Below are 26,487 nucleotides of genomic sequence, written 5' to 3'. Positions count from 1 at the left end.
ATATTAGCTCAATTATCTTCTGAATTAGTATCCTCTTTGACCAGTTATGATTTCATCCTTGAAGCTCTTTTCCATCAAGCTTTATTCTATGCAGGTTCATAGAGAATTGGTATAATCAGAAAAGAGGGGAAAATTTTGGTTGTCGCTGCGGGTTTCTTCATCCAATACATTGACAACTTTGTTATAAATATCTTCTGCTTGTTGGGGAGAATCGCCAATGCTGGTTAATCCTAATTTGCCAAATTGAGAGAGACATCCCATCAAATGAAAGACTGTACCTGTTTCGGTACCACTATCAAAATGTAATCGGTGATGGGCAATAATATCCATTAAATCGTTTGGTAATAATCCCCGATAACGGTCTTTTTGTAAGTTATCAGTGGCAATGTAATATTTAGGACGACCTTGCTGACTATAAAACAATCCTGTAGACAAATCATAGCGACCATTTGTTAATAGTTTCAAGGTCATAAAAGGATGAGTCGTGCCACCTTTACGTAAGTTAATTTCAATTGCTTGAATATCCCAATTTTTATCCCCTTGATCAACGGTGATAAAATCAACACCAAATCTTTCTAATGCGCCTTTTTCTGCCAGCTTTCTGCCAACTTTTAAGCCTAATTGTTGCAATTGTAGGCGATAGCTTTCATCGGCGGGAAAGCGACATCCAAGATAAATTTGACCATCTGGCCCGCCAAGAATTTGGTCGTGGGTGGAGAGAATTTCAACTTCGCCTGTGGGTGTAATGCGTCCTTGGACACTGGGAGAACGCTTGATTTCTCCTTCAATAAATGCCTCAACAATTGCACCTAACTCTGTGATTCTTCCTGAAAAATTTGCCCAAGTTTCTTGTTTAGCTTGAAAGCGCATGGTAGAAAAGCTGCTGTTAATTGCTGCTATTCTTGACTCACTGGTAGCTTGCCCTGGTGCTACATTCATAATTGGTCTTAAATCTAGTAGGGCGTTACCTTCTCCAGAAATGCCTTCGTTGAGTTTGACTACCATTCTTTTTAAGGTTGGTTGGCGTTCCCATAAATCGCTGGCTGCTGTTGCTAATTCTTGGGCGTTCCAAACTCTTTGACTACCATCTGGATGGGGAACTTGACTTTCAGCAAAAATTTGCCGACTACCACTTTTTGTTCCCCAAATTTGTAAATCTGGTGCGGCTGCATATAACGGTACATTTAATTTTAAAGATAATTCTGCTTCTAAATCTGTGGCGTTGTAGCAAATCATAAATGATTTTTCTAGCCTTAAAGCTTGCCGAACTCGGTCTAATAAGCGAGGACGTTCTAAGATTTTTTGGCTGAGAGGTTGCAGGGAAGAATCATAAGTAGAAAGTAAAAGTAGGCGATTGCGTGCATGAGAAAATGGAATGCCAGGTAACAGTTGCAAATAGTAATCAATAATGCTGGGATGCAGTGGCATTGAGGTAATATAAATTAGCCTTGTGCGAGGATTTCGCAACCGCATTAAAGAAAATAACAATCTTTCTTCATAATGTTCACAACCTTCTATTTTTTGGAGTTCCCGTTGATCGATGCTGAGGGAAGGAACAACCACGATATCTGCTTCACTATTATCGAATAGCTCAATGGTTTTCCAGCGATCGCGCAAAGTTGACTGCAAGCGGCGAAATTGATCAACCTGATCCAACTTTGAAACATTTAAAATTACCATAATCCCTGCCCTGTAATGATCCCCAACACTACCGTCTTTCTTCGGTATACCGCACAGCCAGCTAGTTGCAACCCAGGCTTAATACTTCTTGACTGCAAATATTAATTCTTTACTCTGTCATCGTAGAGATTTTTGTAATTTTTTGCCTATACACCCAAAGTAGGAAAAATTAAGTATTCAGATAGGCACACAAGCAGAGTAATATACAGTTTAACACTATTGAAATACTGATGTTTTTGGCGCGATCGCTCATCAACAAAAAACTCCTAACATCCCAACAAAATCAATAAGTCAAGATAGCAGTCCTTCCTATTTGAGAAATGAACAAAAGAGACAAGGTAGACAAGGTAGAAATATGTTTGTATATCATTTAGGATTGCTATGGCAATAAATATTAATAATTGAAGAAAAGTAAATATATCCCTAAAACTCACCCATGACTAAAAACAAATGACCAATGACAATCTTAAATATTTAACTTGATTTGTATCAACTTATTTACATAATTATCTTGGCAATTAACAATAACACAGATATCTTTATGTATAGAGATGTTGCAGACAAGACCTTGAAACCAGCTAGGCGCTAATTTCCTTCTAAACTAGAAAAACGGTGTCTGCAAAATTTATTACTAATTGTTCGCGTCGGGGGTGGGTATGAACCGTCCAATAATTCTTGGGATTGTGGGTGATAGTGCTGCGGGAAAAACAACACTAACTAAAGGTATCGCTCAGGTACTAGGGCCAGAAAATGTCACGCTGATTTGTACAGATGATTACCACCGTTATGATCGCAAACAACGTGCGGAAATTGGTATTACAGCTTTACACCCAGACTGCAACCATTTAGATATTATGCAGCAGCACCTGTCCTTACTTCGTACAGGACAGCCAATTCTCAAGCCTGTGTATAGCCACAAAACAGGTACTTTTGAGGCTCCCCTATACATTAAGCCCAATAAATTTGTAATTATAGAAGGCTTGCTTGGCTATTCTACCCGTGCCGCCCGTGACTGTTATGATGTCAAAGTTTACCTCGCACCTCCCGAACCGATACGCGCCCAGTGGAAAGTTAAACGAGATACCCTAAAACGCGGCTACACTCCCGAACAGGTATTAGCAGAATTAGAAAAACGCGAACCAGACTCAGAACAATTTATTCGTCCCCAACGCCAATGGTCAGACATCGTAGTGAGTTTTTATCCGCCTAACGGTGAAGAGGATGAAAGCAATGGTCATCTGAATGTGCGGTTAGTGCTGCGTCCCACGATTCCCCACCCCGATTTCACTCCAATTATTAATTTGACCAGTGGTGTTACTGGGTCAGCTATTCGTTTGGGGCTAGACCGCGATATGAATAAACCTGTGGATGTTTTGGAAGTGGATGGTCACGCTACTTTAGAGCAGGTGAATAAACTCGAACATATTATCTGTTCGGATATGCCCCATTTACGTAGTGTGTGCGATCGCGAAAGTAATCCCGAACTTGGCAAAATTGCTGGTACAACTGGCGAAACCTTACAAAGCTATCCCTTGGCTTTGACTCAGTTAATTATTACTTACCACATGCTGAAGGCAACGCAAATCTATCAATAGTAGGACTTCCGTACCAAGATTATCTGCGAAGAATGGGTGTAGGGGTGTAAGGGTATGGGGTGTACCCGAATTTCTCACGTATGGGTAGCGGGTGTGGGGAGAGAGGGGAGTGTGGGGAGTGTGGGGGGAAAGATTTCTTCACCATCCTCCCACACTTCCCACCCCTCCAAAACCTTTACACCCTTTTAGTTAAAAGAATAGTAGGTTGGGTGTAGCGATAGCGTAACCCAACAAAGTATGCGTGAATGTTGAGTTCCGTTCCTCCACCCAACCTACACCTGCCTCCTGCCTTACCCATTTCTAATCCCCGCCAAGATTGATATTTATTTTTTTCTGGAATTCTACTTGCGAGTGAAGTATCTATTACTTAGTTAGTGCATGAATTGTAGGTGTAAGACCTAATTATTTACTGGTTGTAGTACCTACTATTGCGGCTGAGATACTTTTTACTAAGTAATCGAAAGCACATTATACATAACCTTGGGGCAGAACTACCACCATAGATAAAACTCTAAATTAATTTCTAAGTACGAGCATCTGAGGCGGGTAAACTATGAATGGTCACTCCTTTTTAACTTCTGGCGATCAGCAAAATAACAGTTGTCAATATGTTGTAAATAATACATTTGGTTTGCCAAGTCATGAGGCTAATGGTAGTGGACAATCTGCCGTCAAAGAAAGTTATTTACGCGCTTGTGCTTTAAAATCAGCGAAACAAGGAAAATATACTCAAGCGATCGCTTTATTAAATGAATTAATTCGTCGTTATCCCCACAACGCTGCTGATTACAACAATCGCGGGTTAATTTATTTTCAAAGCGGTGAAAAGCAAAAGGCTTTTTGTGATTACAACACAGCCTTAAATTTAAATCCCAATTTGGCTAGTGCTTACAATAATCGCGCTAATTACTACGCAGCTTGTGGAGAATTAGCCGCCGCTTTGGCTGATTACGACCAAGCAATTGATTTGAATCCTCGTTATGTGCGAGCTTGGATTAACCGGGGGATTACTTTCCGCGATTTAGGGCAGTATGAAGAATCAGTAGAAAATTTGGAAATTGCCCTGTTGTTTGGTCAGTTAGAAGCGCATATTTGGGCTGAACGTGGCCGGACTTATCATCTGTGGGGTGATTGGAATTGTGCGATCGCTGATTATCGTCGCGCGATCGCACAACTATCTACAAACCAGAATAGTGCTGATGCTTCAAGTTATCGTTTGCGCTTACAAATCGAAACTTGGTTAAATGAACTACTATCGCAACGGTAGAGCATCGATTCAGTAATCAAAAACCTAACCCCCCAGCCCCCTTCCCTCGTAGGTAAGGGGGGAGAGGTTCTTAACCCTCAAACACTAGCTTTTTGCTTGTTGATGGTGCAGTAAAGCCTGATTAACATGATGCAGTAAATCTTCCATTGACATGGAACGAGGTAAAATTTCTGTAGCGATCGCTCTGAGAGATTGATCTAAATTATCTCGGTTGCTATGTTTGTGCGGCTTGATTTCTGCTGGAAAATTCACTTGCTCACGCTGAGAACGTTGATCAAGTACTAAAATCGGCGGTAAATTTACCGTTACAAATTTTAATGCTTTCAATGCTTGTAACACATCCTGGTGAATTGGTGCTTCTCCCAAACAAATGAGCAATAAGTCAACGCTATTGTGGCGAATTTGTTGGTTAACTTCTGCCCAACAGCGCCCAATTGCGGCTTTTAAACCTGCTGTTTGCAGATACTGAATTAAAGCTTGAAACCACTCTGAGCCTCTTTCGCTCGTCACATGATTAGTAGCAGCATTTTTCAGGGTGCGATCGTGTCTTACCTGTTTCCGCCTGATTTGGGGTAAATCATGGAGTGTGGTCAAATCCACGACTAAAATACTTGGTGGACAGCAAATACCAGAGGCAATTTGTAATACTGACAACAAAGGATCAAGTTTGTCTGAGCGACTGTGACTGTTTTTTCCAAAGGGTGTTAAGCAGGGAAATACAGAAAGTCCAGGTATCTGGGAAGCCGCCAAACTAGTAGCCACATCACAAGTCACCAATGGGAGAGCGACTAAGCGCGGGTGTTGTGTCAATTGTTGTAAATAACTTTGGGCTAAGGAACCTTCTATATCTAATAAGATGACATCAAATTGCCAAACCCTAGCTAAGAGTTCTGCTTGATCTAGGTTATCCACTTCTATGACCCGATGCTCACGCAATGAGGGGTGGGGGTTAGTCGATGTTAATTCGGGATCAACCAATCTCAAAATTCGTAATGGTTGATTATTGGTAATTTTGGGCGTACTCCCAACCTCAGAAGTGGGAATTGTGGGTTCGGCACATAATTTGTCTAACAGAGGTGCTAAAGCTTGATTTTCTATGGGTAAGCTCAAGAAACCATCGGCTTGGTTGGCAAATGCTTGCTCTTTTTCTGCACCGGTGGCGGTAATAATGATGGGGATGTGTCTTGTGGCTAAGTCAGATTTGATCAATGTCAGCACATCCCACCCGGAAAGTAATGGTAATAAAGGATTTAAAAATATCGCTTGTGGTTGTAAGCGTCGGGCTTTTTCGACGGCTTCTGTTCCTGAACGGGCAATAATGACTCGATAACCCAAACCTTTGAGTTTTTCTGCCAAATCTTCTATATATCGAGCCACGGCTTCCACTATCAGCACTAATCTTTGGGAACAACCTGGGAGATGTTGATTACTGTTCCCTTGGGAAGTCACCGCCAGGGGAACTTTCTGCACACCCAGATTTTGCTGGGTTCTATCTTCTTGATTGCTAATTTCTGGATCAGTAAAACCCGTGGTTGGGGGGCTTGGTGGTAATAAGAGTGTAAATTGACTACCTTTGCCTTCTTGAGACAAAAAGCTGACATCACCGCCATGCAAGCGGGCTAAAGCTCTGGTGAGAACCAGTCCCAAACCGGTTCCTTCAAATTGTCTGGTGAGGGGATTTTCTAGCTGTTGAAATTTCTGAAAAATTAAATGTTGCTGGTGTTCGGGAATGCCTATGCCTGTATCCCAAATGGTAAAAGCAATCCAGCCTTCCCAACGACTAACGCGCAGACCGATTTCGCCGGATGTTTCGGTGAATTTAAAAGCGTTGGAAAGCAAATGTACTAACATCTGGCGCAGGCGCAATTCATCCGCCACCATCTGTTCTAAGCCTTGTTCAATGGCTAAGGTAAATTTTGGGACTGTAGAACTGATATGGGCTTGGCTACTGGGGACAGTTTTGCTGCTTTGAGTGTGGATTGCTGTGACTTCGGCGAGGGCGCGATCGCACACAGCTTGTATATTCACTGGTGCGAGGGTTAATTCCATCTGCCCAGTTTCCATCCGGGTCAAGTCTAAAATATCGTTGACCACACTCATTAAATGACGACCGCTTTGATGAATTAGTCCGGCGTAGCGTGCTTGTCGTTCGTTTAATTCCCCTAATTGTTGGTCTACCAGTAACCGTGATAATCCTAAAACTGCCGTCAGGGGGGTTTTCAGTTCATGACTAATACAAGCCAAAAATTCATCTTTTAACCGATTTAATTGAATCAAGTCGGCATTTTTGGCGGCTAGTTCTTTACATAATTGTTGCTGTTCGGTGACATCAGTGCCTAAAACCAACCACAAGTGAGGATGATTTTTAGCGGCTGGTTCTTCTAAAACGCGCAACTCTGGGCTATCTAGGGGAATTTTGGCAAATTGCCAGATTCTTTCTTGACCGTTTTGTTCTTCGACAACACAGGTACAAGTTCCCATTTGGCTATCTAAAAAGCAGCGATTAAAAGTGGGTGAAGTTGCTGGTGATGGCGGGAGAAAACTGTTATGGGGTAAAGCTTCATGCTTCAATGCCCATGTATGTTCTACGGAATTAAACTTGAATTGTGATAATGTGCCATCTTCACTATAGGGAAGTTTCACTGCCGTTTGACTTGCGTATTCTGGTTGTTTGGCTAAGGCTGGCGACAGGATATGTACTACTTGTCGCCGCACGTCTTCGGGATCTTTTAAACCTCCCAACTGTTGCCACCAAGCTGGGTTTTGGGTGACGATTTCTCCTGTACTGGTTTGCAGCATCAATGGCCAAGGCAATTGTTCGAGTAACTTGATCAGGGGTTTGTGGCGCAGTGGCTGAAATGAATGAGTTTTGCGCGATCGCCAGTGAGTTTTTACTTTAGAACTGGCGGTGTCTGGTGTTTCTCTGGATACTTGACCAGCCGAACTCAAGAAATTAGCGGATGTTTTGCCTGCTTTTTCCTGGGCTAATAATCGCAATAAACGACTGCTATCTAACAAACCTAAAAACTTGCCTTCACCATCAACCAATGTCCAATTCACATTGTGGCTAGATGAGGCTGAATAGTAACGCAAAAACTGCACAAATTGTTCAACGCGATCGCTGGCTGCGAATATTTGTAATGGCTCAAAAATGCTGTGCTTCCACAGGGTTAGGGGCTGTTGCAGTAAATCCAAATATTCTTCTTCTGGTGATTCGATCAGCAGTTTTTGGGTTAAATGGACAGATTTTAACAACCCTATTGGTTCTTGGAGTTGATTAACTACTACTAGGCGATCGCAATTTTCTTGCTCAAAAACTTCTAAAGCCGCTACTAACGTACTTGTTTCACCACATTTAGGTACGGTTGCTAGAAAGTTATAAAGCGGGTACTGTAGCATTGACATAAGGCCTTGGGGTTAATTCTTCCTCTAGCAGCGTTGAGCTTGAACATTGGCGATCGGATAAATAAATAGTGTTCGCGCTGACAATAACATCCTCATCAACAAACTCATTTCCCCAATTCTTGTTTGAGCCTTAAGACCATTGCCGTGGTAAATTTAATTGTCCCAGCCCTGCCTCGCTGGTTGCCTTTGCCTTTGCCACTTTATAACTTTGGGGAAATAACCTGACAGTGTTTTACTAGTGTTGTCACGTTTGATCAAGAGTGACAGCTAAAACAATTATGGCTCTCAAGACTCGCTTTAGAACCTTGAGGAATTATAATGATTTAGAATGCGAGCCGACTTTAAGTTAGTTTAAGTATCCTATCAAGGGGTGAAATCAAAAAATCTACATTCTGATGGATATACATAATATGCGAATCTCAATCAACTAATGTACCCTCTCTAACAAACACCTCATTTACCGCTCAATAAATCATCTTCCTGCTTACTTGTTTTATGTAGTCGTTGAGCCACTATAGAAATGTGTTTATCTAGAGCGGTAATTGGGAATTGACTAACAACTTAACTAAATTATTAGTCAGATTCTCTCAAGCTTCTCTCAAACTTTGTTCAACTTAACCAACGATGGTTGGAGTGATTCAGCAAGATGTTTAAATATATAAATGCTACTACCTATACTATTTTTCCAACCAAATGTTAAAAAAATTTTAGATAACCTAGTTCAACTAGGTACAAAACCACCATTTAACCCAAGCAGTGAGTACTCTTTTCAGCCTAGTTCCGCTCAATTTAGCACATCTGCTCTGGTGTCTGCCACTACAGCTAGACTTTACTCCTTACTAAATTGGTTGCCAACGAATCTTAATCAAAATTTTATAGACAAATATTTTTACGTGTTTGCTTGCCAGCAGCAAAAACCACAACAGGTTTTTCAGCAAATGACTCAAGTGGATCAGCAGGTATTATTACAACAAATTAAATCTGATTATCGCCAGATTCTTATAGATTACTTTACTACAGACAAAACCTTGAAAGAAAAAATCGATAAATTCATCAATACAGTATTTTGTGCTAATATTCCTGTGCCTCAAATCATCGAAATTCACATGGAACTCATTGATGAGTTTTCTAAACAGCTAAAATTAGAAGGAAGGAGTGATGAAACATTACTTGATTACCGTTTGACTCTTATAGATATCTTAGCCCACCTATGTGAAGCTTATAGATGTGCAATTTCTAAATAGGTCATTATTACCTTCAGCAAACATATCAGCAACAGTCGTATTTACATAAAATCAATCACCAAAGTTAGATTTTAGTTTTTATGTTTAAGTTCATCTTTTTATGAATAAAGCCAGAAAAACTTATGTTCTCAAACTTTATGTTGCTGGGAACACGCCTAACTCAGTCCGGGCATTAAAAACACTCAAAAACATATTAGATCAAGAATTTCAAGGTGTTTATGCACTTAAAGTCATCGACGTAATGAAAAATCCCCAACTAGCTGAAGAAGATAAAATCTTAGCGACACCAACATTATCAAAAATTTTGCCACCTCCTGTTCGGAAAATTATTGGTGATCTTTCAGATCGAGAACGAGTGTTAATTGGATTAGATTTATTGTATGAAGAACTAAGTGAAGAAGACTGGGAAGAACCCCAAAACCTTTAATCTAAATTTTTTTGTAGACAAAATAGTACCTTTAGTAAGAGAAAAACTGGGTTAAAAACCCTATTTATGATCAGGCAATGAGTGAAAAAGAGCAAAAAGAGCAGAACCCAACACCAATTGCTGGTGTAGAAAAAATCCGCACAATGATTGAGGGCTTTGACGATATTAGTCATGGTGGTTTACCAGTTGGTAGAACTACCTTAGTCAGTGGCACCTCTGGTACAGGTAAAACCTTATTATCCCTTCAGTTTTTATATAACGGCATTACTTATTTTGATGAGCCTGGTGTATTTGTCACCTTTGAAGAATCGCCTAGCGACATTATCAAAAATGCTCATATTTTTGGTTGGAACTTACAACGCTTAATTGATGAAGGTAAGTTATTTATTCTCGATGCTTCGCCAGATCCTGAAGGTCAAGATATTGTTGGTAATTTTGACCTTTCGGCATTAATTGAGCGTTTACAATATGCCATTCGGAAATACAAAGCCAAACGAGTGTCTATTGATTCAATTACCGCCGTATTTCAACAATATGAAGCAGTGGGAGTCGTCAGACGCGAAATTTTCCGTTTGGTAGCTCGGTTGAAACAATTGAATGTTACTACCATCATTACCACAGAACGAAGTGAAGAATATGGACCTGTAGCTTCTTTTGGAGTTGAAGAATTTGTTTCGGATAACGTGGTAATTGTGCGGAATGTACTAGAAGGAGAACGTCGGCGACGGACGACGGAAATTCTCAAGTTACGGGGTACAACCCACATGAAAGGTGAGTATCCTTTTACCATTACTAATGCTGGAGTCAACATATTTCCTCTGGGCGCAATGCGCTTAACTCAAAGGTCTTCTAATGTCCGCGTTTCCTCTGGTGTCAAAACACTTGATGAAATGTGTGGTGGTGGTTTCTTTAAAGATTCGATTATTTTAGCAACAGGAGCTACTGGTACTGGGAAAACACTACTTGTAAGTAAATTTTTGCAAAATGGTTGTGTTAACAGTGAACGCGCAATTTTATTTGCTTATGAAGAATCACGCGCTCAACTCTCACGTAATGCTTCTTCTTGGGGCATTGATTTTGAAGAATTAGAACATCAAGGGTTACTCAAAATCATTTGTACCTATCCCGAATCTACTGGTTTAGAAGATCACCTACAAATTATTAAGTCAGAAATTGCTAATTTTAAACCAGCAAGAATTGCTATTGATTCACTTTCAGCCTTAGCCAGAGGTGTAAGTAATAACGCTTTTCGTCAGTTTGTGATTGGTGTAACTGGTTATGCCAAACAAGAAGAAATCACTGGCTTTTTTACCAATACAACTGACCAATTTATGGGTTCTCATTCTATTACAGACTCACATATTTCTACAATTACTGACACAATTTTGATGTTGCAGTACGTAGAAATTCGTGGAGAAATGTCGCGGGCAATTAACGTGTTTAAAATGCGAGGTTCCTGGCACGATAAGGGAATTCGTGAGTATAATATTACGGCTGACGGCCCAGAAATTAAAGATTCTTTCAGGAATTACGAACGGATTGTGAGTGGTGCGCCTACCCGCGTTAGCATCGACGAAAAGGCAGAACTTTCTCGCATAGTCAGAAGTTTTGAAGACAAAAGGAGTACCGATTCCTAAATTTGGTATCGTGCTATATCCCTTCTTCAATTTAGTATCGTGCTATATTCTGTGGTGAAGAAAAGGTTTCTGCCGCTAGATTGATTTTCGTGTGAGGGGATGCGGTGAAAGGACAGCAATTATTTCATAACAGACAGCAATTATTTCATACTTTCTTACCTGGCGTAACAATGGCGGTATTAACAGCCCAACCCGCCTTGGCTAACACAGTAAAAGTAAGTAACGTACAACAAAAACCTGCGTCTAGTGTTGTGACTTTAACTGAAAGTCATAACATAGTAGCAGATAACACTCAACTGCCTAAGACTGCAAACCAGATGTTTCCAGATGCAGGCTCTAATTCTGAGTCTATTGCCTTGAATGTGCCTACTTTAAATAGTCAAAGTCATCCAGATAAATTGACAGAAAATACTGGTATAACACTGGCACAAATACCTCAGAAACATCCAGTTGGTTTTGCCAATTCGACACCGGCTTTGAATTTTTCTCCAAAGTCAGAGCCGCGTAATGCACGCAGAATTCAAAAACCAAAAAAATCAGCGACTGCGGCGAGAGAGAAATTTAATCATACATCTGTTAATTCTGCTACTTCCCCAGTTTCTGCTATTCAAAAAAAACCTGTTTTCTTATCTTCGATTCAACAGTCCGCAGCATCACAGCCAAATTTAAAAACTCAGTTGCCCATAGCCCAACCAACGGTATTTAAGGGTGCAGGGGCGGCAAAATTGTTAGCAGCACGCAGTTGCTCACAGGAAATTGGGATATCGACGGCGCTATCTTTGTACTCTAGAGGTTGTGAGCCGCAAAAGTTAACTGGAGAGCTAACGGCACAAAACAATACAGCCACACCAGAAACTGCGGAAACAGCACCAGACGCTACAACTGTGCCTAGTACTAGTGATTCTGGTGCTACGCCAGTGGAGACAGCACCAACAGCTACTCCAACTCCAGTTGTAGAACCTGCTAATGCTCCCCAACCCAGCAATACTAGTCCAGCTACTACTGATGCTGTCCAAGTTCCAGAAAACTTGATTCCGACGGCGAATCCTCTGCAATTTCCGACAAAAGCCGAGGAAGTGACTGTTCAAGGGAATCAACCAATTACTTTAGAACAGGCTTTGGCGGTAGCGCGACGGAATAATCGAGAACTACAGATATCTGTATTGCAGTTAGAACGCAGTCGAGGAGCTTTGCGGGAAGCCCAGGCCGCCTTGTATCCGACTTTGGATTTGAATGCGGATATTACTCGCAGTCAGTCGGCTTCTAGTCAGCTACAAGATACGTTAAATGGGCGAGCCGGGTTAAGTTCTAACAGTGATGAACCTAGCACTGGTTTCAATGGTCAAGCGCAGTTGACGTATAACATTTATACTTCGGGAAGACGACAAGCGGCGATTAAAGAAGCTGAGGAACAGGTACGTTTCAATGAATTGGATGTGGAACGTCAGTCTGAGGAAATTCGCCTGAATGTGACTACTCAGTATTACGACTTGCAAGAAGCCGATGAGCAAGTACGGATTAACCAGTCAGCAGTAGAAAATGCCCAAGCGAGTTTGCGTGATGCGGAAGCCTTAGAGCGTGCGGGAGTTGGGACTCGCTTTGATGTTTTGCGATCGCAAGTTAACTTAGCCAATGCTCAACAAGACTTAACTAATGCAATTTCCAATCAGCTAATAGCCCGACGACAGTTAGTCACTACCCTGAGTTTGCCACAAGATATTACTATTAGTGCGGCAGATACAGTGCAGTTAGCTGGTTTGTGGAATCAGTCATTAGAAGAAAGTATTGTTTTGGCGTTTCAAAATCGTCCAGAACTACAACAGCAGTTGGCACAACGGAAAATTAGCGAACAACAGCGCCGACAAGCCTTAGCAGCGAATTTACCACAATTGAGTTTTATTGCTAACTACAACTTGTTGGATCAGTTTGACGATAGTGTCAGCATTACTGATGGTTATTCTGTTGGGGTGAGAGCAAGTTGGAACTTGTTTGATGGTGGTGCAGCACGGGCTAGAGCATCTCAAGCCAAAACCAATATTGCGATCGCAGAAACCAACTTTGCCGAGCAGCGTAACCAAATCCGCTTCCAAGTAGAACAGGCTTTTTCTACCCAACGGTCTAATTTAGACAACGTGCAAACAGCTAACACAGCCCTAGAACAAGCCAGAGAAGCTCTACGTCTGGCGCGGTTACGCTTCCAAGCTGGGGTGGGTACGCAAACTGATGTGATTAACTCCGAAACTGACTTAACAAGAGCAGAAGGTAATCGAGTCACCGCTATCTTAAATTACAACCGGGCTTTAGCTCGATTACAGCGTGCAGTTACTATTAGGTCATTTCGTTAATTAGTCAATGGTCATTATTCAGAAGGCAGGAGGACAAAGGCAGGAGGCAGGAGGGAATCTCCAGAAATAAATTGAGGTTATTAACCCTTCTCATTCTCCTGTCGGAGACGCTGCGCGAACTACTGCGCTCAGGGTTCACCTAGACGCGATATTTCTTGTGCTTCGCATCGCAAAGTGTACAGCAGGTTGTAACTAAATGAGGTATGCAATCGGAGAATTAAATATAGAAATTCTTCTTCTGCCTCCTGCCTCCTGCCTTTTTTGGTCAATGGTCAATAGTTCTGGTTGAGAGTTGAAATTTTTAACTCTGGACTATTGACTCTAGACTATTGACTATGGACTATTGACTACAGACTACTCATGACTCAAGTGACATCTCAAGAAATTGCCTTATTTCGTTCTCAGTTAGCAGATGATCCCGTAGCTATGGAAGCACTGGATTTAATTGAAGACTGTGAAGGAGATTTAGAAGATGCAGCTATGACACTCGCTATCAAAGCCGGACAAGAACCAGAACAAGCAAATGCTGAATGGTTAGATGCTTTGGCGAAAAAGTGGCGGGCGGTAATTTGTGAATCAGAATTTAGAGAAGAATTGTTAAATAGCTCGATTTTAGAGATGATGGCACATCTCAAAACAATGCCTACTTTCCCTAAAATTTTGGCGACACCAGTTTTAATCTATGTCCTCAAGCAAGGCGTGAACAATTTTTGTGAACCACTGGATACGATTAAGTTGGGAGTGGGGAGTGGGGAGTAGGGAGACAAGGGAGACAAGGGGGACAAGAGGGACGAGAGAGACAAGGGGGACAAGGGGGAATAATAAATCAGCACTCAGCACTCAGCACTCCAGACTCAGCACTCAGCACTTTTTTCCTGATACCCTGTTAATTAAGGCGAACTTCTTTCAGGAAACTGTTGTTAGATCAATGAATTACCTTGTTGCTGTATTACCAGACCGTATCCAAGCTGAAGCTGCTTATTTAGCATTAGAAAAAGACAGCATTAACAGCACAATCTTAGGTAGGGGATATAAAACTGCTGACGAGTTTGGTTTGATTGATCCCAAAGAGCAAGCTAAGAAGCAAGCAAAACTAATGACGTTTTGGTTAGTACCATTTGGTTTTTTTGCTGGTTTTACCTTCAGTTTCATCACTGGGTTAAATACCTTTGCTTGGGCTGGGGAAATTGGTAATCACGTTGTTGGGGGATTACTGGGGGCTGGTAGTGGCGCTATGGGTGCTGTGTTTGTTGGTGGTGGAGTAGGTTTGATTACAGGTAGTGGAGATGCGCTACCTTATCGCAACCGCTTGGATGCTGGTAAGTATTTAATCGTGGTTCAGGGTTCGGAAACTCTGACTCGCCAAGCCACCAGAATACTACGTCAGTTTGAGCCAGAAAATATTCAAGGTTATGCTGACGTATGAAGTATGAAGTAGGAAGTGGGAAATTTATCTTTTAGCTTCCTTTCTTCAGACTAAAGACAATTGACCAATGACTATTGACTTTTAATAATGTTGCCACGAGAAGAACTTTTAAAGGGTGTAGAAAATCGAGATTCTGTTGCGCGTGTGATTGATCAGGCGGAACAAGCGATCAAAACTTGGGAAGTGGTGTTGACTGATTTTTTGTCTCCGCCAGAATTAGCAGAAATTCAACGGGTTTTTAATCGATTAACTGAGGTGCAGTTATTAGCATGGGGCGGATATCCCCAAGCCGAACGCCAACGAATTGCGATCGCTCGTGGAGAAATTCCCTTAGATCAATCACAAGTGGCTATTGTGGCGTTAGAAATTGCAGGTAATTTTTTATTCGATACTGCTAGTCACCGTGATTTCTTAGGTGCAATGTTGGGAACGGGGATTGTCCGGGAGAAGACAGGAGACATTATTGTTTTGGGAGAGCGGGGAGCGCAGGTAATTGTTGTACCAGAAATGGCAGAATTTTTAGAGATGAATCTGCAACAAGTACGCTCAGTTCCCGTAAAAACCCAACCAATTGACATTAGCGAGTTAAAAATTCGGGAACCCAAGAAAAAAGAATTAACAACTGTAGAAGCTTCTTTAAGATTAGATGCGATCGCCAGTGCTGGTTTTGGCATGTCTCGCAGCAAAATGGTAGATTTAATCGATGGTGGCGATGTGCGTGTTAACTGGAAGGAAATTACCCAAGCTAGTTTTCAAGTCAAATCCGGCGATTTAGTTGCTATTCGCGGTAAAGGGCGTTTAGAAGTGGGTGAAGTGGCGATTACGAAAAAAGACCGTTACCGTGTCCAACTGACGCGATATATGTAACATTGAAATTTAGAATTTTTCCTCCCAATCCTCAAGTTTTAAATCTCTAACTCTTTGAAATTCTTTAATATTATGAGTAACTAATATTAGCTCATTAGCTAAGGCAATAGCCGCAATTTGAAAATCATAAGCACCAATAGGAGTACCTAATTTAGAAAGTTCTGAGCGAATTTCGCCATATATTCTAGCTGATTTGCCATCAAATGGTAAACTGATATATTTTGAGAAGAATAATTCATACAAAGCTAGATTTTGTTCTTTTTTGCTACTACGGCACGCACCATAATACAGTTCTGCCTTAACTACATCACATAAACAAATATTTTGGCGGGGAGTAACTTTAAACTTATTAATTACATTAATATTACGCCCTGTCAAATATTGAATACAAGTATTAGTATCTAGCAGATAAATCATAATTTAAGATTCCAAATCCCAAATTCTTGGATCACATTTATCTAAGTTTTCTCTAATTAAGATTTCTCCCTCCCATTTACCCGCAGTTTTTTCAAAAAAATCAGCAGGATAACCTAATTCTTCAGGTGTAGGTATTGTTTCTTCAGAAGAATCACTAATAATTATTTCTAATTCTTGGTTAGCTAATTTAAGGGGAAGTTGTAACAACAATTTCCCTTCTGCATCAACTTTTGATTTGAATTTTAGCTGCATAGTAAATTTCCTCATTTAATCTATTAGCTTTGTTCAGAATTAACGTGCCAACTACGATCGCTGCTGTAGTGAGTGGTTCCACAAGGTCTTTTAAATGTTTAGTATTGAGGGCTTATTCAAAATTTTAGCAGTACGTAATTCTATGTCTATTTCAGTTAACCAAAATAAATATAGAGACATAGCATTACTACGTCTCTACATTTTCTCTCAGCTTTTCACTTCGCTAATTAATTTGCTACTTCGGCTAATTCAATAATCCGCCCTTCATAGTCTTTAATTAAGAAGTTTAAAGGCTTTTGGTTGCGAATTTTAAATTTTAAACCACGGGTTTCTACCCGCAATAAAATCATTTCTAAGCAGTCACGGTCAAAACAAACGTGACGCTGTTGATTTTTGCTACCTAAACTAGCTCCGGTAATGACGTGTAGCTGGGTATTCTTTTTTAGTTGATACCAGAGTCCTTCGTTGGCATTATTCATTGTTTTGCCCGACCAACTGGGACTGGCGGACATATACAAAGGATCTATCGCTGTTGTGCCGATGGTTTGTTCATAGTTGTAGTAGTAGTGCAGAGGCACTTCTGCGGCTGGTAAATCGAGTAGCCCTTCGTACAACTGTCGGGCAATTTCCAAATCTGACACCATCACTGTGTGAACTTTGGGCGCACTGCTGAGAAACATCCACATCGCACCAGCATAAGCCGCCAGCAGCATTACCATAATGCCTTGAGTCGAAAACAGACTATCTAAAGGCAGGGATGGTAAAAATGAGCCGAAAGTCAACGGAGCAAGTAAAAACTGCATTACATTAGCTGCTATAACCATGAACAAATTGAAGATTGTATAAGGGAGCCGCTTTTATTTTTATTGATAGAGACTAATATTAAGTCCTTGTCTTTAGTGTATCAATACTAAAGTGGTCTGATCTGGAACAGCAAACAGACATAAACGAAAATTTTACGGTTTGCACTCTGGGGCTATTGTTATAAACATTAATCTTAACAACTCTTAGCGAAAAGGCTTATGCAAATTCCTCATTTTCCCGAAACAAATCACCCGCTAGTTAAGTCGCTGTTTCATCACAATGACCAGGAACTGCTGAGTCTATTTCAACGATATCCAGAGGCTGGCAAGTATTTCACGGTGATTTTTTGTCGTTACAGCCCGATTGTATATACCTTAATTCAACATTCGGCGCGATCGCCTGTGCAGGCAGATTATCTGTTTGCCCTGACTTGGCGACATATCTATTACGAACTGGGCGGACTGGATTTAGAAAACCCCCAACCCGGACAAGAAGGTTTAACCTTACAAAATTGGCTGATTAACATCACAGCTTTTTGTATTAACGAGATTGAACTTCCGCCTACGGAAGCAATTCATTATTCACTGCAAGCCACTTCGCCGCCTTTATGGTGTTATGTGGAAAAAGCTTTAGACCAGTTACCTCCGATCTTACGTTTGATGGTGTTGATGGCACAAACTTTCCATTGGAGTGAAACCCGAATTGCAGCTTATTTGCAAGCGGAAGGCGAAAGAATTGCCCCTGCCGAAGTAGCCAATTTTCTCCAAGAAGGCTATCGTATGCTAGAGGCTAAATTACCTGCTGACATCCGCTCTATATACCTGGGAGAAGATTTAGTTCTATCGTCGACTACGTAATATTGCTGGTGTTATTGGTGATTATGCCGCACAAAATAAAACTTTTACTGAAACTTTATACTTTAAGCCGAATTTTCACAGGTAAGTTTTATGCAGCAACGGCATTTTTTCCCATCCGCTCACACCTTAAATTCTAGAAGCTACGAATTTTGGCTGCTGAAGGGTATCACTACTGGACGACGGGGTGATCATTTCCCATTTTTTAGTTTTTTCTTTTTACTGTTGACTTTTTTATTAACTCCAATTGCGGCCAATGCGAGTGATATTACTCAACAACTTCATCGTCCTATAAACAGTTCGAGTTGGCAATATGACAGAGATGAAGCTGATAGTTTGCTGCGGATTGGTGAACAACAATATCGCTCAGGTAATGCGGCAAAAACTATCGACTCTTGCTTACAAGCTTTAGAGATTTATCATTCCATAGGTGATGTGAGAGCTACCGGGTTAACTTATGAATTACTAGCTAAAGCTTATATTCAACAAGAGCGTTACAAAGAAGGGGAAGAAGCTTTACGCCGACGATTAGCGATCGCACGGGATAGTAAAGATTTTCAAGCCCAAATTTTTGCCTTAAATAATATTGCTGCAATTCTTTTGCAAAAAGATGAAACAGTCGCCGCCGGAAAGGCTGTGCAAGAAGCATTAACTATTGCTCAAGGTGTGAACAATATCGAGGGACAAGGACTTTCTTTGAGCAATTTAGGTTTAGTTACTGCAAGACTGGGCGATTACAATAAAGCGATTAAACTTTATGAAACTGCTATAAGTTATCGCCGCCAAAAAAATGATCCAATTGGCGAAGCTAACACTCTGAATAATTTAGGTGATGCTTATCTGGCTGCGGGGAATTATCCCGATACTATCGGCGCTTATGGGTTAGCAATGCGATTGGCGAGACTGAATGGCGATCGCAATATTCAATTACGCGCCATTGATGGTTTAGTAAAAGCGCATACTTCTGTCGGACGCAATGAACGCGCTTTTGAATTACTCCAAGAACGTTTAGTCATCGCCCAAGAATTACAAAATCTGCCAGAACAGTTAAAATCATTTGAATCTTATGCGGCGTTCTATGAGCGGTTAGGTAATTATGCTACAGCTAAGAATTTTTACGAACGAGCAATTGCGATCGCCAATACTCTAGAAGACACGAAACGCGAACTGGTGTTAAAAGATAGATTAACAAAGTTGCAGAAAAAGCGTAATTGATGTTTACGGGATTGGTTTTATCCAACTGTTGATTAAAATATGCGATGGAAAAGCAGATCCCCGACTTCTTGAAGAAGTCGGGGATCTATTTGTATTTGAGAAAAATATATCGTGGTTCTCGACTCAGTGAAGTACAGGAAAAAATAATTAACCGCAGATGCACGCGGATGAACGCGGATGGAATTTGTGTGATTGACCTCAATTTGCTGCGACTATGTGATATAAAAAAATAAATATAAATTAATTTAAAAAAATACTAATTAAAGTAGGAATACTCAGTTAATTTTATTGTATAAATACCTAAATTAACGCGATGTGCAACTTATTTTTGAAACCCCTCTCCAAATCTCTCTCCGTGTCGGAGAGAGGCTTTGAGTCTTGCTCCCCTTCCCTCGTAGGGAAGGGGTTGGGGGTTAGGTTTAAGAGAAAGTTGCACACGATCTAAATTAATCAAAATAAATATATTAATTGAGCAGGTTGCACTATCCCTGATTGTTTACAAAGTAAATAAAATTAATTATGCCTTTAGATTTAGAAAGATTTTATCAGGCTTGCAATCCTAGTCGCCCTCTGGTGATGGGAGATGCAAGCGATCGCCGTTATTATATCGATTTTGCGGCGGTGCGCGGTGGCAAAATTATTGAGGCGTTGCTGCGGACAATTACGCGGATTTCCCCTGATACTCCCACCTGTCAATTGTTTACGGGACATTTGGGTTGTGGGAAATCGACAGAATTATTGCGGTTGAAAGCTGAGTTAGAAGAGCAGAAATTTCAGGTAGTTTATTTTGAGTCTACCCATGTCTTAGAAATGGCAGATGTGGATGTAACAGATATTTTACTAGCGATCGCGGGACAAGTGAGCGAAACTCTGGAAGCTAATAAAATTCGCCTCAAGCCGAGTTACTTCGCCAAGTTATTCACAGAAGTTGTCGATTTTTTGCAAACACCAATCGACTTGGGTGTAGAAGCAGAATTATCTGTGGGGATAGCGAAAATCACCGCCAAAACCAAAGAAAGTCCCCAACTGCGGCGACGGTTAAGAGATTATCTCGAACCGCGTACCCAAAATATTTTGCAGTCCATCAATAAAGAACTACTAGAACGCGCCAATAACGAACTGAAAAATCAAGGTAAAAAAGGTCTAGTGGTCATTGTTGATAACTTGGATAGGGTAGCGATTCGGCCTTTACCATCGGGGCGATCGCTGCCAGAATACTTATTTATTGAACGTGGCGAACAATTACGTAAACTGGCTTGTCATTTAGTTTACACTATTCCTTTATCTTTAATTTTTTCTAACGATAGTGCCGAACTACAACATCGTTTGGGTGGTGGGGTTGCGCCCAAGGTTTTACCGATGATACCTGTACGTTTGCGTTCTGGGGAAATATTTAACCAAGGGCTATCACTGATGCGACAAATGGTCTTAGCCAGAGCTTTTCCTGACATTGAAGTGAGCGATCGCTTAAGCTTAGTTACAGAGCTATTTGATAACCTGGAAACTTTGGATCGATTGTGCTTAATTAGCGGTGGTCATGTCCGGGATTTACTGGGGTTGCTGTTTGACTGCTTAAGAGAACAAGATCCACCTTTTGAGCGTGACTGTGTAGAACTAGTAATTCAACGTCAACGAGACTACCGCGCCCACGCCATTGACCCCCATGAATGGGAACTAATTTTTCAGGTGGTAGAACAGCAAAGAGTTGGTGGTGACATCGCCTATCACGCTCTTTTACGCAGTTTATTTGTCTTTGAATATCGTGACCATCGAGGTGCTTGGTTTGCTGTCAACCCAGTTATCGCTGAGACACAAAAATTTCAATCATGGTTGAAGATTCACAAGCAGATATAAAATCAGCTAACAAGCGGGCTTTACGTAGTTTAAGCAGAGCAATTTCCCTATCGCGGGGACAATTTTCTGTAGTGTTGGTTTGTTGTAACTATCGGGTTTTACAAACGCAAATCCTCCAACAAATAGAAGCATCTGCATCAAGTCCAGTCCAGAAACTCGTGATTCCCCAAAATGCGAGAAGTCTTTACAGCACAATTCATATCCAGTTGCGGACTGATGAACCACAACCATCTGCATTGAATATTTTGGGTTTAGAATCGGTAGAACATATTGATGATTTACTCAGTTCAATTAATCAAATTCGGGATGAATTTCCCAAACGTCACCTATTCCCGATGATTTTTTGGGTGAATGATGAAATATTGCAAAAAGTCGTGCGGTTAGCACCAGATTTTGCGAGTTGGGCGGCGACACCAATTCGGTTTGAAATGACGACGACACAACTGCAAGATTTTTTACGCCAAGAAACTGACTCGTTATTTGCAACAGTTTTACCGACACAACATCAAGATAATTCAGGTAATGAGCAGTATTCAACCTTAGAGCAAATCTGGGAACATAACGATGAACTGCATTTTGCCATTCAGGAATTACGTCATCGCGGAATTACTTTAGAACCAGAATTATACGCCAGCTTAGAATTTGTGTTTGGCTTGGATAATTATGTAAGCGATCGCATTCAGCGAGCCTTAACTCATTTTCAACAAAGTTTAAAAGTTTGGCAACAATTAGCCTTAGAAAACCGTACTGAAAATTCTCTCTCCACCATTCCCAATACTTGGACTACGGAATTAGATATTCTCAGTAATCATACTTCACCCTTAGTCCGTCAAGGTGTATTACTTTATTATTTGGGTTTGTGTTATATCCGCCTCGCCGAACAAAATCAAATTGAAAATCGTCGTTGTTGGGATGAATCGAAAGCTTATTTACAACAATCATGTAATGTTTTAGAGTTGGCGCAACGATTTGATATTGTTGCTGAATTTATTAGTCAACTCGCAGAAGTTTTAGAACATTTAGAAGAGTGGTCAGAATTACAGACTGTAGCGCAAAAATCTTTAGAACTACATCAAATTTATGGTAGTCAAATTCAACTGGCTTGTGACTATGGTTTTTTAGCTCAAGTTGCTTTGCAACAGTCACGGTGGATGCAGGCGAGTATTTTAGCCCATGTGTCTTTATTAAAATTAGGAGAAGCTCAAAGACAAGGCGCTTCCCATCAATATTTATTTCCCTCCTTACTGGCGCAAATTTATTATTTAATTTTAGCCGAAGCCCAACAAAGTTTAGGCGACCATAAAGTTGCAAATGAATATTTAGAAAAAGCTGCAAAAGCCCTACCGAATGCTTTGGAAAATAGCGCCCATCAATATAACGCCCATCGTTATATTCGCTTATTACGCACACTGCGATCGCTTTACTTTGCGGCTGGGCGATATTCAGAAGCTTATACTATCAGACAAAAACGGCGTTCTGTCGAACAACAATATGGTTTTCGGGCTTTCATTGGCGCGGGACGTTTACAACCCCAACGACAAGCCACTAACCCCGCTTTGATGTCACCTTCGGGAACCAGCAGCGTTGCTTTAGAAATTGCGGCTTCCGGGCGAGAAGGCGATATTAATAACTTAATTGGCAAAATTAGCCGTGCTGACCAAAAATTAATGATTATTCACGGTCAGTCTGGTGTCGGTAAAAGTTCCACCGTTAGCGCCGGGTTAGTCCCAGCCTTACAAAATCGTACCGTCGGCGACCAAATTGCTGTGCCTGTGGTAATTCAAGTTTACACAGATTGGGTGCGCGAATTTGGCAAAGCTTTAACGGCGGCGATGTCTCACATTCAACGAGAAGAAGTGATAGATGTCAGCGCATCTGATAGTAATATACCCATCACCACGGCTGATATTTTGACCAAATTAACTGAAAATGCCAATAAACATTTAATTACAGTTTTAATTTTTGACCAATTTGAAGAATTTTTCTTTACTTGTAGTAAGTTAGCAGAGAGGCAAAAATTTGATAGATTTTTGCGAGATTGTTTAAATGTTTCCTTTGTGAAAATCATCTTTTCCATCCGGGAAGATTATTTATATCGCTTGCTGGAATTTAAAAATCTCGCCGCCTTAGAAGCCATTGATTATAATATTCTCGATAAAAACATTCGATATCAATTAAATAATTTTTCTCCTGAATATGCCAAGGTAATTATTCAAAAATTAACCGAGCGATCGCAGATGAGTTTAGAACCTGCGTTAATCGAGGCTTTGGTCGAAGATTTATCCGCAGATTTGGGCGAAGTCCGACCAATAGAATTACAAGTTGTGGGCGCACAACTCCAAGATGAACGGATTAATACATTAGCCCAATATCAACCATATCGCCCCAACAAACTGATTGAGCGGTATATTAAAGAATTAATCAAAGATTGCGGCCCCGAAAATGAACGCGCCGCGTTATTAGTTTTATATTTACTCACAGATGAAACCAATCAAAGACCTTTTAAAACCCGTGCCGAATTAACTACAGAAATTGCTGAATTAGAAGATGCGGGTAAATTAGAATTAGTCTTGAATATTTTAGTTAGTTCTGGTTTGGTTGTGTTATTTCCTGATGTGCCGGAACGCTATCAACTCATTCATGATTATTTAGTAGATTTGATTCGGTACTTGCAAGAACAAGAATCAAGTTTACAAGTCAAACTTGATCAATTACGTCGCAAAGTTGATCAAAGTGAATTTGAAATTGAACGCCTCAAAAGTGAACTACGCCAAAAAAAGCAACAAGCTAGACTTCCAGAGTCTCCACCCCCGCAAGGGTTTGATTTAGTTACAGAATTACGAGAATTACGCAAGCGTGAAGAATTAAGTCAGTTAGAAATTGAACAATTAAGGTCGGTGTTGAAAGAAAAGGAACTCACAGCACAACTCGCAGCAGCCCAAGAAAAACAAAGGCTAAACGAAGCCAGGTTAAATCGTTCTTTGAAAGTTGCTTTATCGGTAGCATTTTTAGCAATTGTTGGCTTGTCAATTTCCATCATTAGCGTTTTAGATAGCGAAATTAAAACCCTGAGTGTTTCTAGTGAAGCTTTATTTGCATCCCAAAAAGGTATCGATGCGTTAAAAGAAGGAATCAAAGCCGGGAGAAAATTAGAACAGGCTATTTGGGTAGACCCCTCCACACAACAGCAAGTGCAAACGGCGTTATACCAAGCAGTGTCAGGTGTCAGGGAGGTTAACAGGTTAGAAAGTCATACCGGAGGGGTGAATAGTGCTGTATTTAGCCGTGATCGCTTCTTAATTGTCTCCGGTAGCGCCGATAATACAATTAAACTCTGGCGGGCTGATGGTACTTTACTCAAAACTCTGTTGGGACATGAAGATATAGTTAACAGTGTTAGTTTTAGTCCCGATGGGCAAATTATCGCCTCTGGTAGTCAAGATATGACCGTAAGATTATGGAGTCGGGAAGGCAAATTACTCCACACCCTCAAAGGTCATACGGCTGTAGTGAATAGCGTGAGTTTCAGTCCCGATGGGCAAGTTATCGCCTCAGCCAGCACCGACAACACCGTAAAATTATGGAGTCGTGATGGAAAATTACTCCGCACCTTAACCGGACATCAAAGTTCTGTTTTAGATGTAGCTTGGTCGCCGGATAATCAAATTCTCGCTTCAGCCAGTGCTGATCAAACTATCAAACTTTGGAACCGGGAAGGTAAATTACTCAAAACTTGGCCAGCACATGATGATGCTGTCAAAAGTCTAGCTTGGTCGCCTGACAGTAAAACTCTTGTTTCCGGCAGTTTAGACCAAACAATCAAACTCTGGAATCTCCAAGGTAAACTCATCAGAACTTTTTCCGGTCATACAGCCGAAATCACCAGCGTTAGTTTTAGTCCCAATGGTCATACAATTGCCTCAGCTAGTCTCGACCAAACCGTGAAATTGTGGAGTCCCACAGGTTTGCTGTTGGGGACTCTCCGGGGTCATAACAATTGGGTGAATAGTGTGAGTTTTAGTTCTGACAGCCGGACTGTGATTTCCGCTAGTCGGGACAAAACTGTGAAACTTTGGCGCTGGGATGATGTGCTGTTGCGTAACCCCAACAGCGACCAAGCCGACTGGATTACGAGTATCAGTTTTAGCCCTGATAGCCGTAATATCGCCGCCGCCAGTCGAGATTCCACAGTCAAAATCTTAAATAGCCAAGGGCAAATTTTACGCACCTTCTCAGGTCATAAAGGTCAAGTTTGGGGGGTGGCTTGGTCAAAAGATGGTCAAAATATTGCCTCAAGTAGTAAAGATAAAACCGTCAAAATTTGGCAGCTTGACGGCAAACTGCTGCATACTTTCATCGGACATCAAGATACAGTATTGGCGGTAGCTTGGTCGCCTGATGGTCAAATTATCGCCTCAGCGAGTAAAGATCAAACCGTCAAGCTGTGGAATCGGGATGGCAAACTGCTGCACACTTTAACAGGACATCAAGACGCTGTAAATTGGGTAGATTTTAGTCCTGATGGTCAATTGTTAGCCTCCGCCAGCGACGATAAAACAGTGATGATTTGGAGTCGGGACGGCAAACCACAAAAAACTTTAAAAGGTCATAATCGTCCGGTGAATGGTGTGGCTTGGTCTAGTGATGGTCAAACTTTAGCTTCCGCAAGTATTGATAGCACAGTTAAAATTTGGAGTCGAGACGGTAAACTACTCAATGATATTTCGGGAGACGGTGATAGCTTCATTAGTGTGAGTTTTAGTCCTGATGGCAAAATGTTGGTAGCAGCCAGTGAAGATAAACTCAAACTCTGGAACCGAGATGGTAGATTACTTATTGCACTCAAAGGTGATAAAGAAGAATTAACGAGTGTGAATTTTAGCCCAGATGGTAAAACTCTGGCAGCAGGTAGCGGTAAAGGAATGGTAGTTTTTCGGACTTTAGCAGATATTAAACTCGAAAATTTGCTGAGACGGGGTTGCGATTTGTTACATGATTATTTGCAGAAAAATCCTAAAGTTAGTCAGAGCGATCGCAGTTTGTGTTTGAAGCAGTAAGCCAAAATAATTCAGCTGTTGTATTAAATTTTTTATCACAACTTTACATAAATATTGCAAAAGCACAAAAAAACACGATACAAGGAATTTAGCTTGAAAAGCTACAGCAAATAAACGTCAAAAAAATGACTCTACCTTTAT

At 41.0% G+C, this 26,487-nt stretch carries 18 protein-coding genes; 13 read left to right on the top strand and 5 right to left on the bottom strand.

The window, feature by feature from the left end; genetic code table 11:
• Positions 1–96 precede the first annotated feature (96 nt).
• A complete protein-coding gene (locus H6G74_RS24035) occupies positions 97–1,680 on the bottom strand; it encodes a peptide ligase PGM1-related protein (RefSeq protein ID WP_190970042.1) in 1,584 nt (527 codons plus the stop codon).
• A gap of 656 nt (positions 1,681–2,336) precedes the next feature.
• Here H6G74_RS24035 and H6G74_RS24030 point away from each other — a divergent pair.
• Positions 2,337–3,275, top strand: a complete 939-nt coding sequence (locus H6G74_RS24030) for a phosphoribulokinase (RefSeq protein ID WP_190970041.1) — start codon at positions 2,337–2,339, stop codon at positions 3,273–3,275.
• Positions 3,276–3,828: 553 nt separating this feature from the next.
• Complete coding sequence (locus H6G74_RS24025; protein ID WP_190970040.1) at positions 3,829–4,542, top strand: tetratricopeptide repeat protein; 714 nt, start codon at positions 3,829–3,831, stop codon at positions 4,540–4,542.
• 84 nt (positions 4,543–4,626) lie between these two features.
• Here H6G74_RS24025 and H6G74_RS24020 read toward each other — a convergent pair whose 3' ends face one another.
• Positions 4,627–7,947 (bottom strand): ATP-binding response regulator, encoded by a 3,321-nt coding sequence (locus H6G74_RS24020; RefSeq protein ID WP_190970039.1) that lies wholly within the window; start codon positions 7,945–7,947, stop codon positions 4,627–4,629.
• A gap of 662 nt (positions 7,948–8,609) precedes the next feature.
• Between H6G74_RS24020 and H6G74_RS24015 the strand changes: the two genes are divergently transcribed.
• The 7 genes from H6G74_RS24015 to H6G74_RS23985 all read left to right on the top strand — a co-directional run bounded on the left by H6G74_RS24015 (position 8,610) and on the right by H6G74_RS23985 (position 15,893).
• On the top strand, positions 8,610–9,191 hold the full coding sequence (locus H6G74_RS24015) for a KaiA family protein (RefSeq protein WP_190970038.1): 582 nt from the start codon (positions 8,610–8,612) through the stop codon (positions 9,189–9,191).
• A 100-nt stretch (positions 9,192–9,291) separates the two neighbouring features.
• The gene (kaiB, locus tag H6G74_RS24010) at positions 9,292–9,618 is read left to right on the top strand and encodes a circadian clock protein KaiB (RefSeq protein WP_190970037.1); all 327 of its coding nucleotides are present in this window, start codon (positions 9,292–9,294) and stop codon (positions 9,616–9,618) included.
• Between the two features lie 77 nt (positions 9,619–9,695).
• Positions 9,696–11,255, top strand: coding sequence for a circadian clock protein KaiC (gene kaiC / locus H6G74_RS24005; RefSeq protein ID WP_190970036.1), 1,560 nt, complete (start codon positions 9,696–9,698; stop codon positions 11,253–11,255).
• 104 nt (positions 11,256–11,359) lie between these two features.
• Positions 11,360–13,600 (top strand): TolC family protein, encoded by a 2,241-nt coding sequence (locus H6G74_RS24000; protein ID WP_449289974.1) that lies wholly within the window; start codon positions 11,360–11,362, stop codon positions 13,598–13,600.
• A 360-nt stretch (positions 13,601–13,960) separates the two neighbouring features.
• On the top strand, positions 13,961–14,359 hold the full coding sequence (locus H6G74_RS23995) for a hypothetical protein (RefSeq protein ID WP_190970035.1): 399 nt from the start codon (positions 13,961–13,963) through the stop codon (positions 14,357–14,359).
• A gap of 169 nt (positions 14,360–14,528) precedes the next feature.
• Positions 14,529–15,026 carry a hypothetical protein gene (locus tag H6G74_RS23990; protein ID WP_190970034.1) on the top strand — a complete coding sequence of 166 codons (498 nt, stop codon included), beginning with the start codon at positions 14,529–14,531 and terminating at the stop codon, positions 15,024–15,026.
• Positions 15,027–15,113: 87 nt separating this feature from the next.
• A complete protein-coding gene (locus tag H6G74_RS23985) occupies positions 15,114–15,893 on the top strand; it encodes a photosystem II S4 domain protein (RefSeq protein ID WP_190970033.1) in 780 nt (259 codons plus the stop codon).
• A 9-nt stretch (positions 15,894–15,902) separates the two neighbouring features.
• On the opposite strand, the gene vapC is transcribed toward H6G74_RS23985, so the two are convergent.
• From vapC to H6G74_RS23970, 3 genes are all read right to left on the bottom strand, one after another.
• The gene (gene vapC / locus H6G74_RS23980) at positions 15,903–16,310 is read right to left on the bottom strand and encodes a type II toxin-antitoxin system tRNA(fMet)-specific endonuclease VapC (RefSeq protein ID WP_190970032.1); all 408 of its coding nucleotides are present in this window, start codon (positions 16,308–16,310) and stop codon (positions 15,903–15,905) included.
• Positions 16,311–16,313: 3 nt separating this feature from the next.
• A complete protein-coding gene (locus tag H6G74_RS23975; RefSeq protein WP_190970031.1) occupies positions 16,314–16,562 on the bottom strand; it encodes a hypothetical protein in 249 nt (82 codons plus the stop codon).
• 227 nt (positions 16,563–16,789) lie between these two features.
• Entirely contained in the window at positions 16,790–17,386 is a 597-nt protein-coding gene (locus H6G74_RS23970) for a glyoxalase-like domain protein (RefSeq protein ID WP_062294779.1), read from the bottom strand.
• 198 nt (positions 17,387–17,584) lie between these two features.
• On the opposite strand from H6G74_RS23970, the gene H6G74_RS23965 reads away from it, so the two are divergent.
• From H6G74_RS23965 to H6G74_RS23950, 4 genes are all read left to right on the top strand, one after another.
• Positions 17,585–18,223 (top strand): sigma-70 family RNA polymerase sigma factor, encoded by a 639-nt coding sequence (locus H6G74_RS23965; protein ID WP_190594220.1) that lies wholly within the window; start codon positions 17,585–17,587, stop codon positions 18,221–18,223.
• A gap of 90 nt (positions 18,224–18,313) precedes the next feature.
• Positions 18,314–19,435 (top strand): tetratricopeptide repeat protein, encoded by a 1,122-nt coding sequence (locus H6G74_RS23960; protein ID WP_190970030.1) that lies wholly within the window; start codon positions 18,314–18,316, stop codon positions 19,433–19,435.
• Between the two features lie 519 nt (positions 19,436–19,954).
• Positions 19,955–21,289: a P-loop NTPase fold protein gene (locus H6G74_RS23955; protein ID WP_190970029.1), complete on the top strand. Its 1,335-nt coding sequence runs from the start codon at positions 19,955–19,957 to the stop codon at positions 21,287–21,289.
• A complete protein-coding gene (locus tag H6G74_RS23950) occupies positions 21,262–26,346 on the top strand; it encodes a WD40 repeat domain-containing protein (RefSeq protein WP_190970028.1) in 5,085 nt (1,694 codons plus the stop codon). The genes H6G74_RS23955 and H6G74_RS23950 overlap by 28 nt, the downstream gene beginning before the upstream one ends.
• The last annotated feature ends 141 nt before the right edge of the window (positions 26,347–26,487 follow it).

Source organism: Nostoc spongiaeforme FACHB-130 (assembly GCF_014698475.1).
Lineage (GTDB): Bacteria > Cyanobacteriota > Cyanobacteriia > Cyanobacteriales > Nostocaceae > Nostoc_B > Nostoc_B spongiaeforme.
This window is presented reverse-complemented; position numbering and strand designations above follow the sequence as displayed.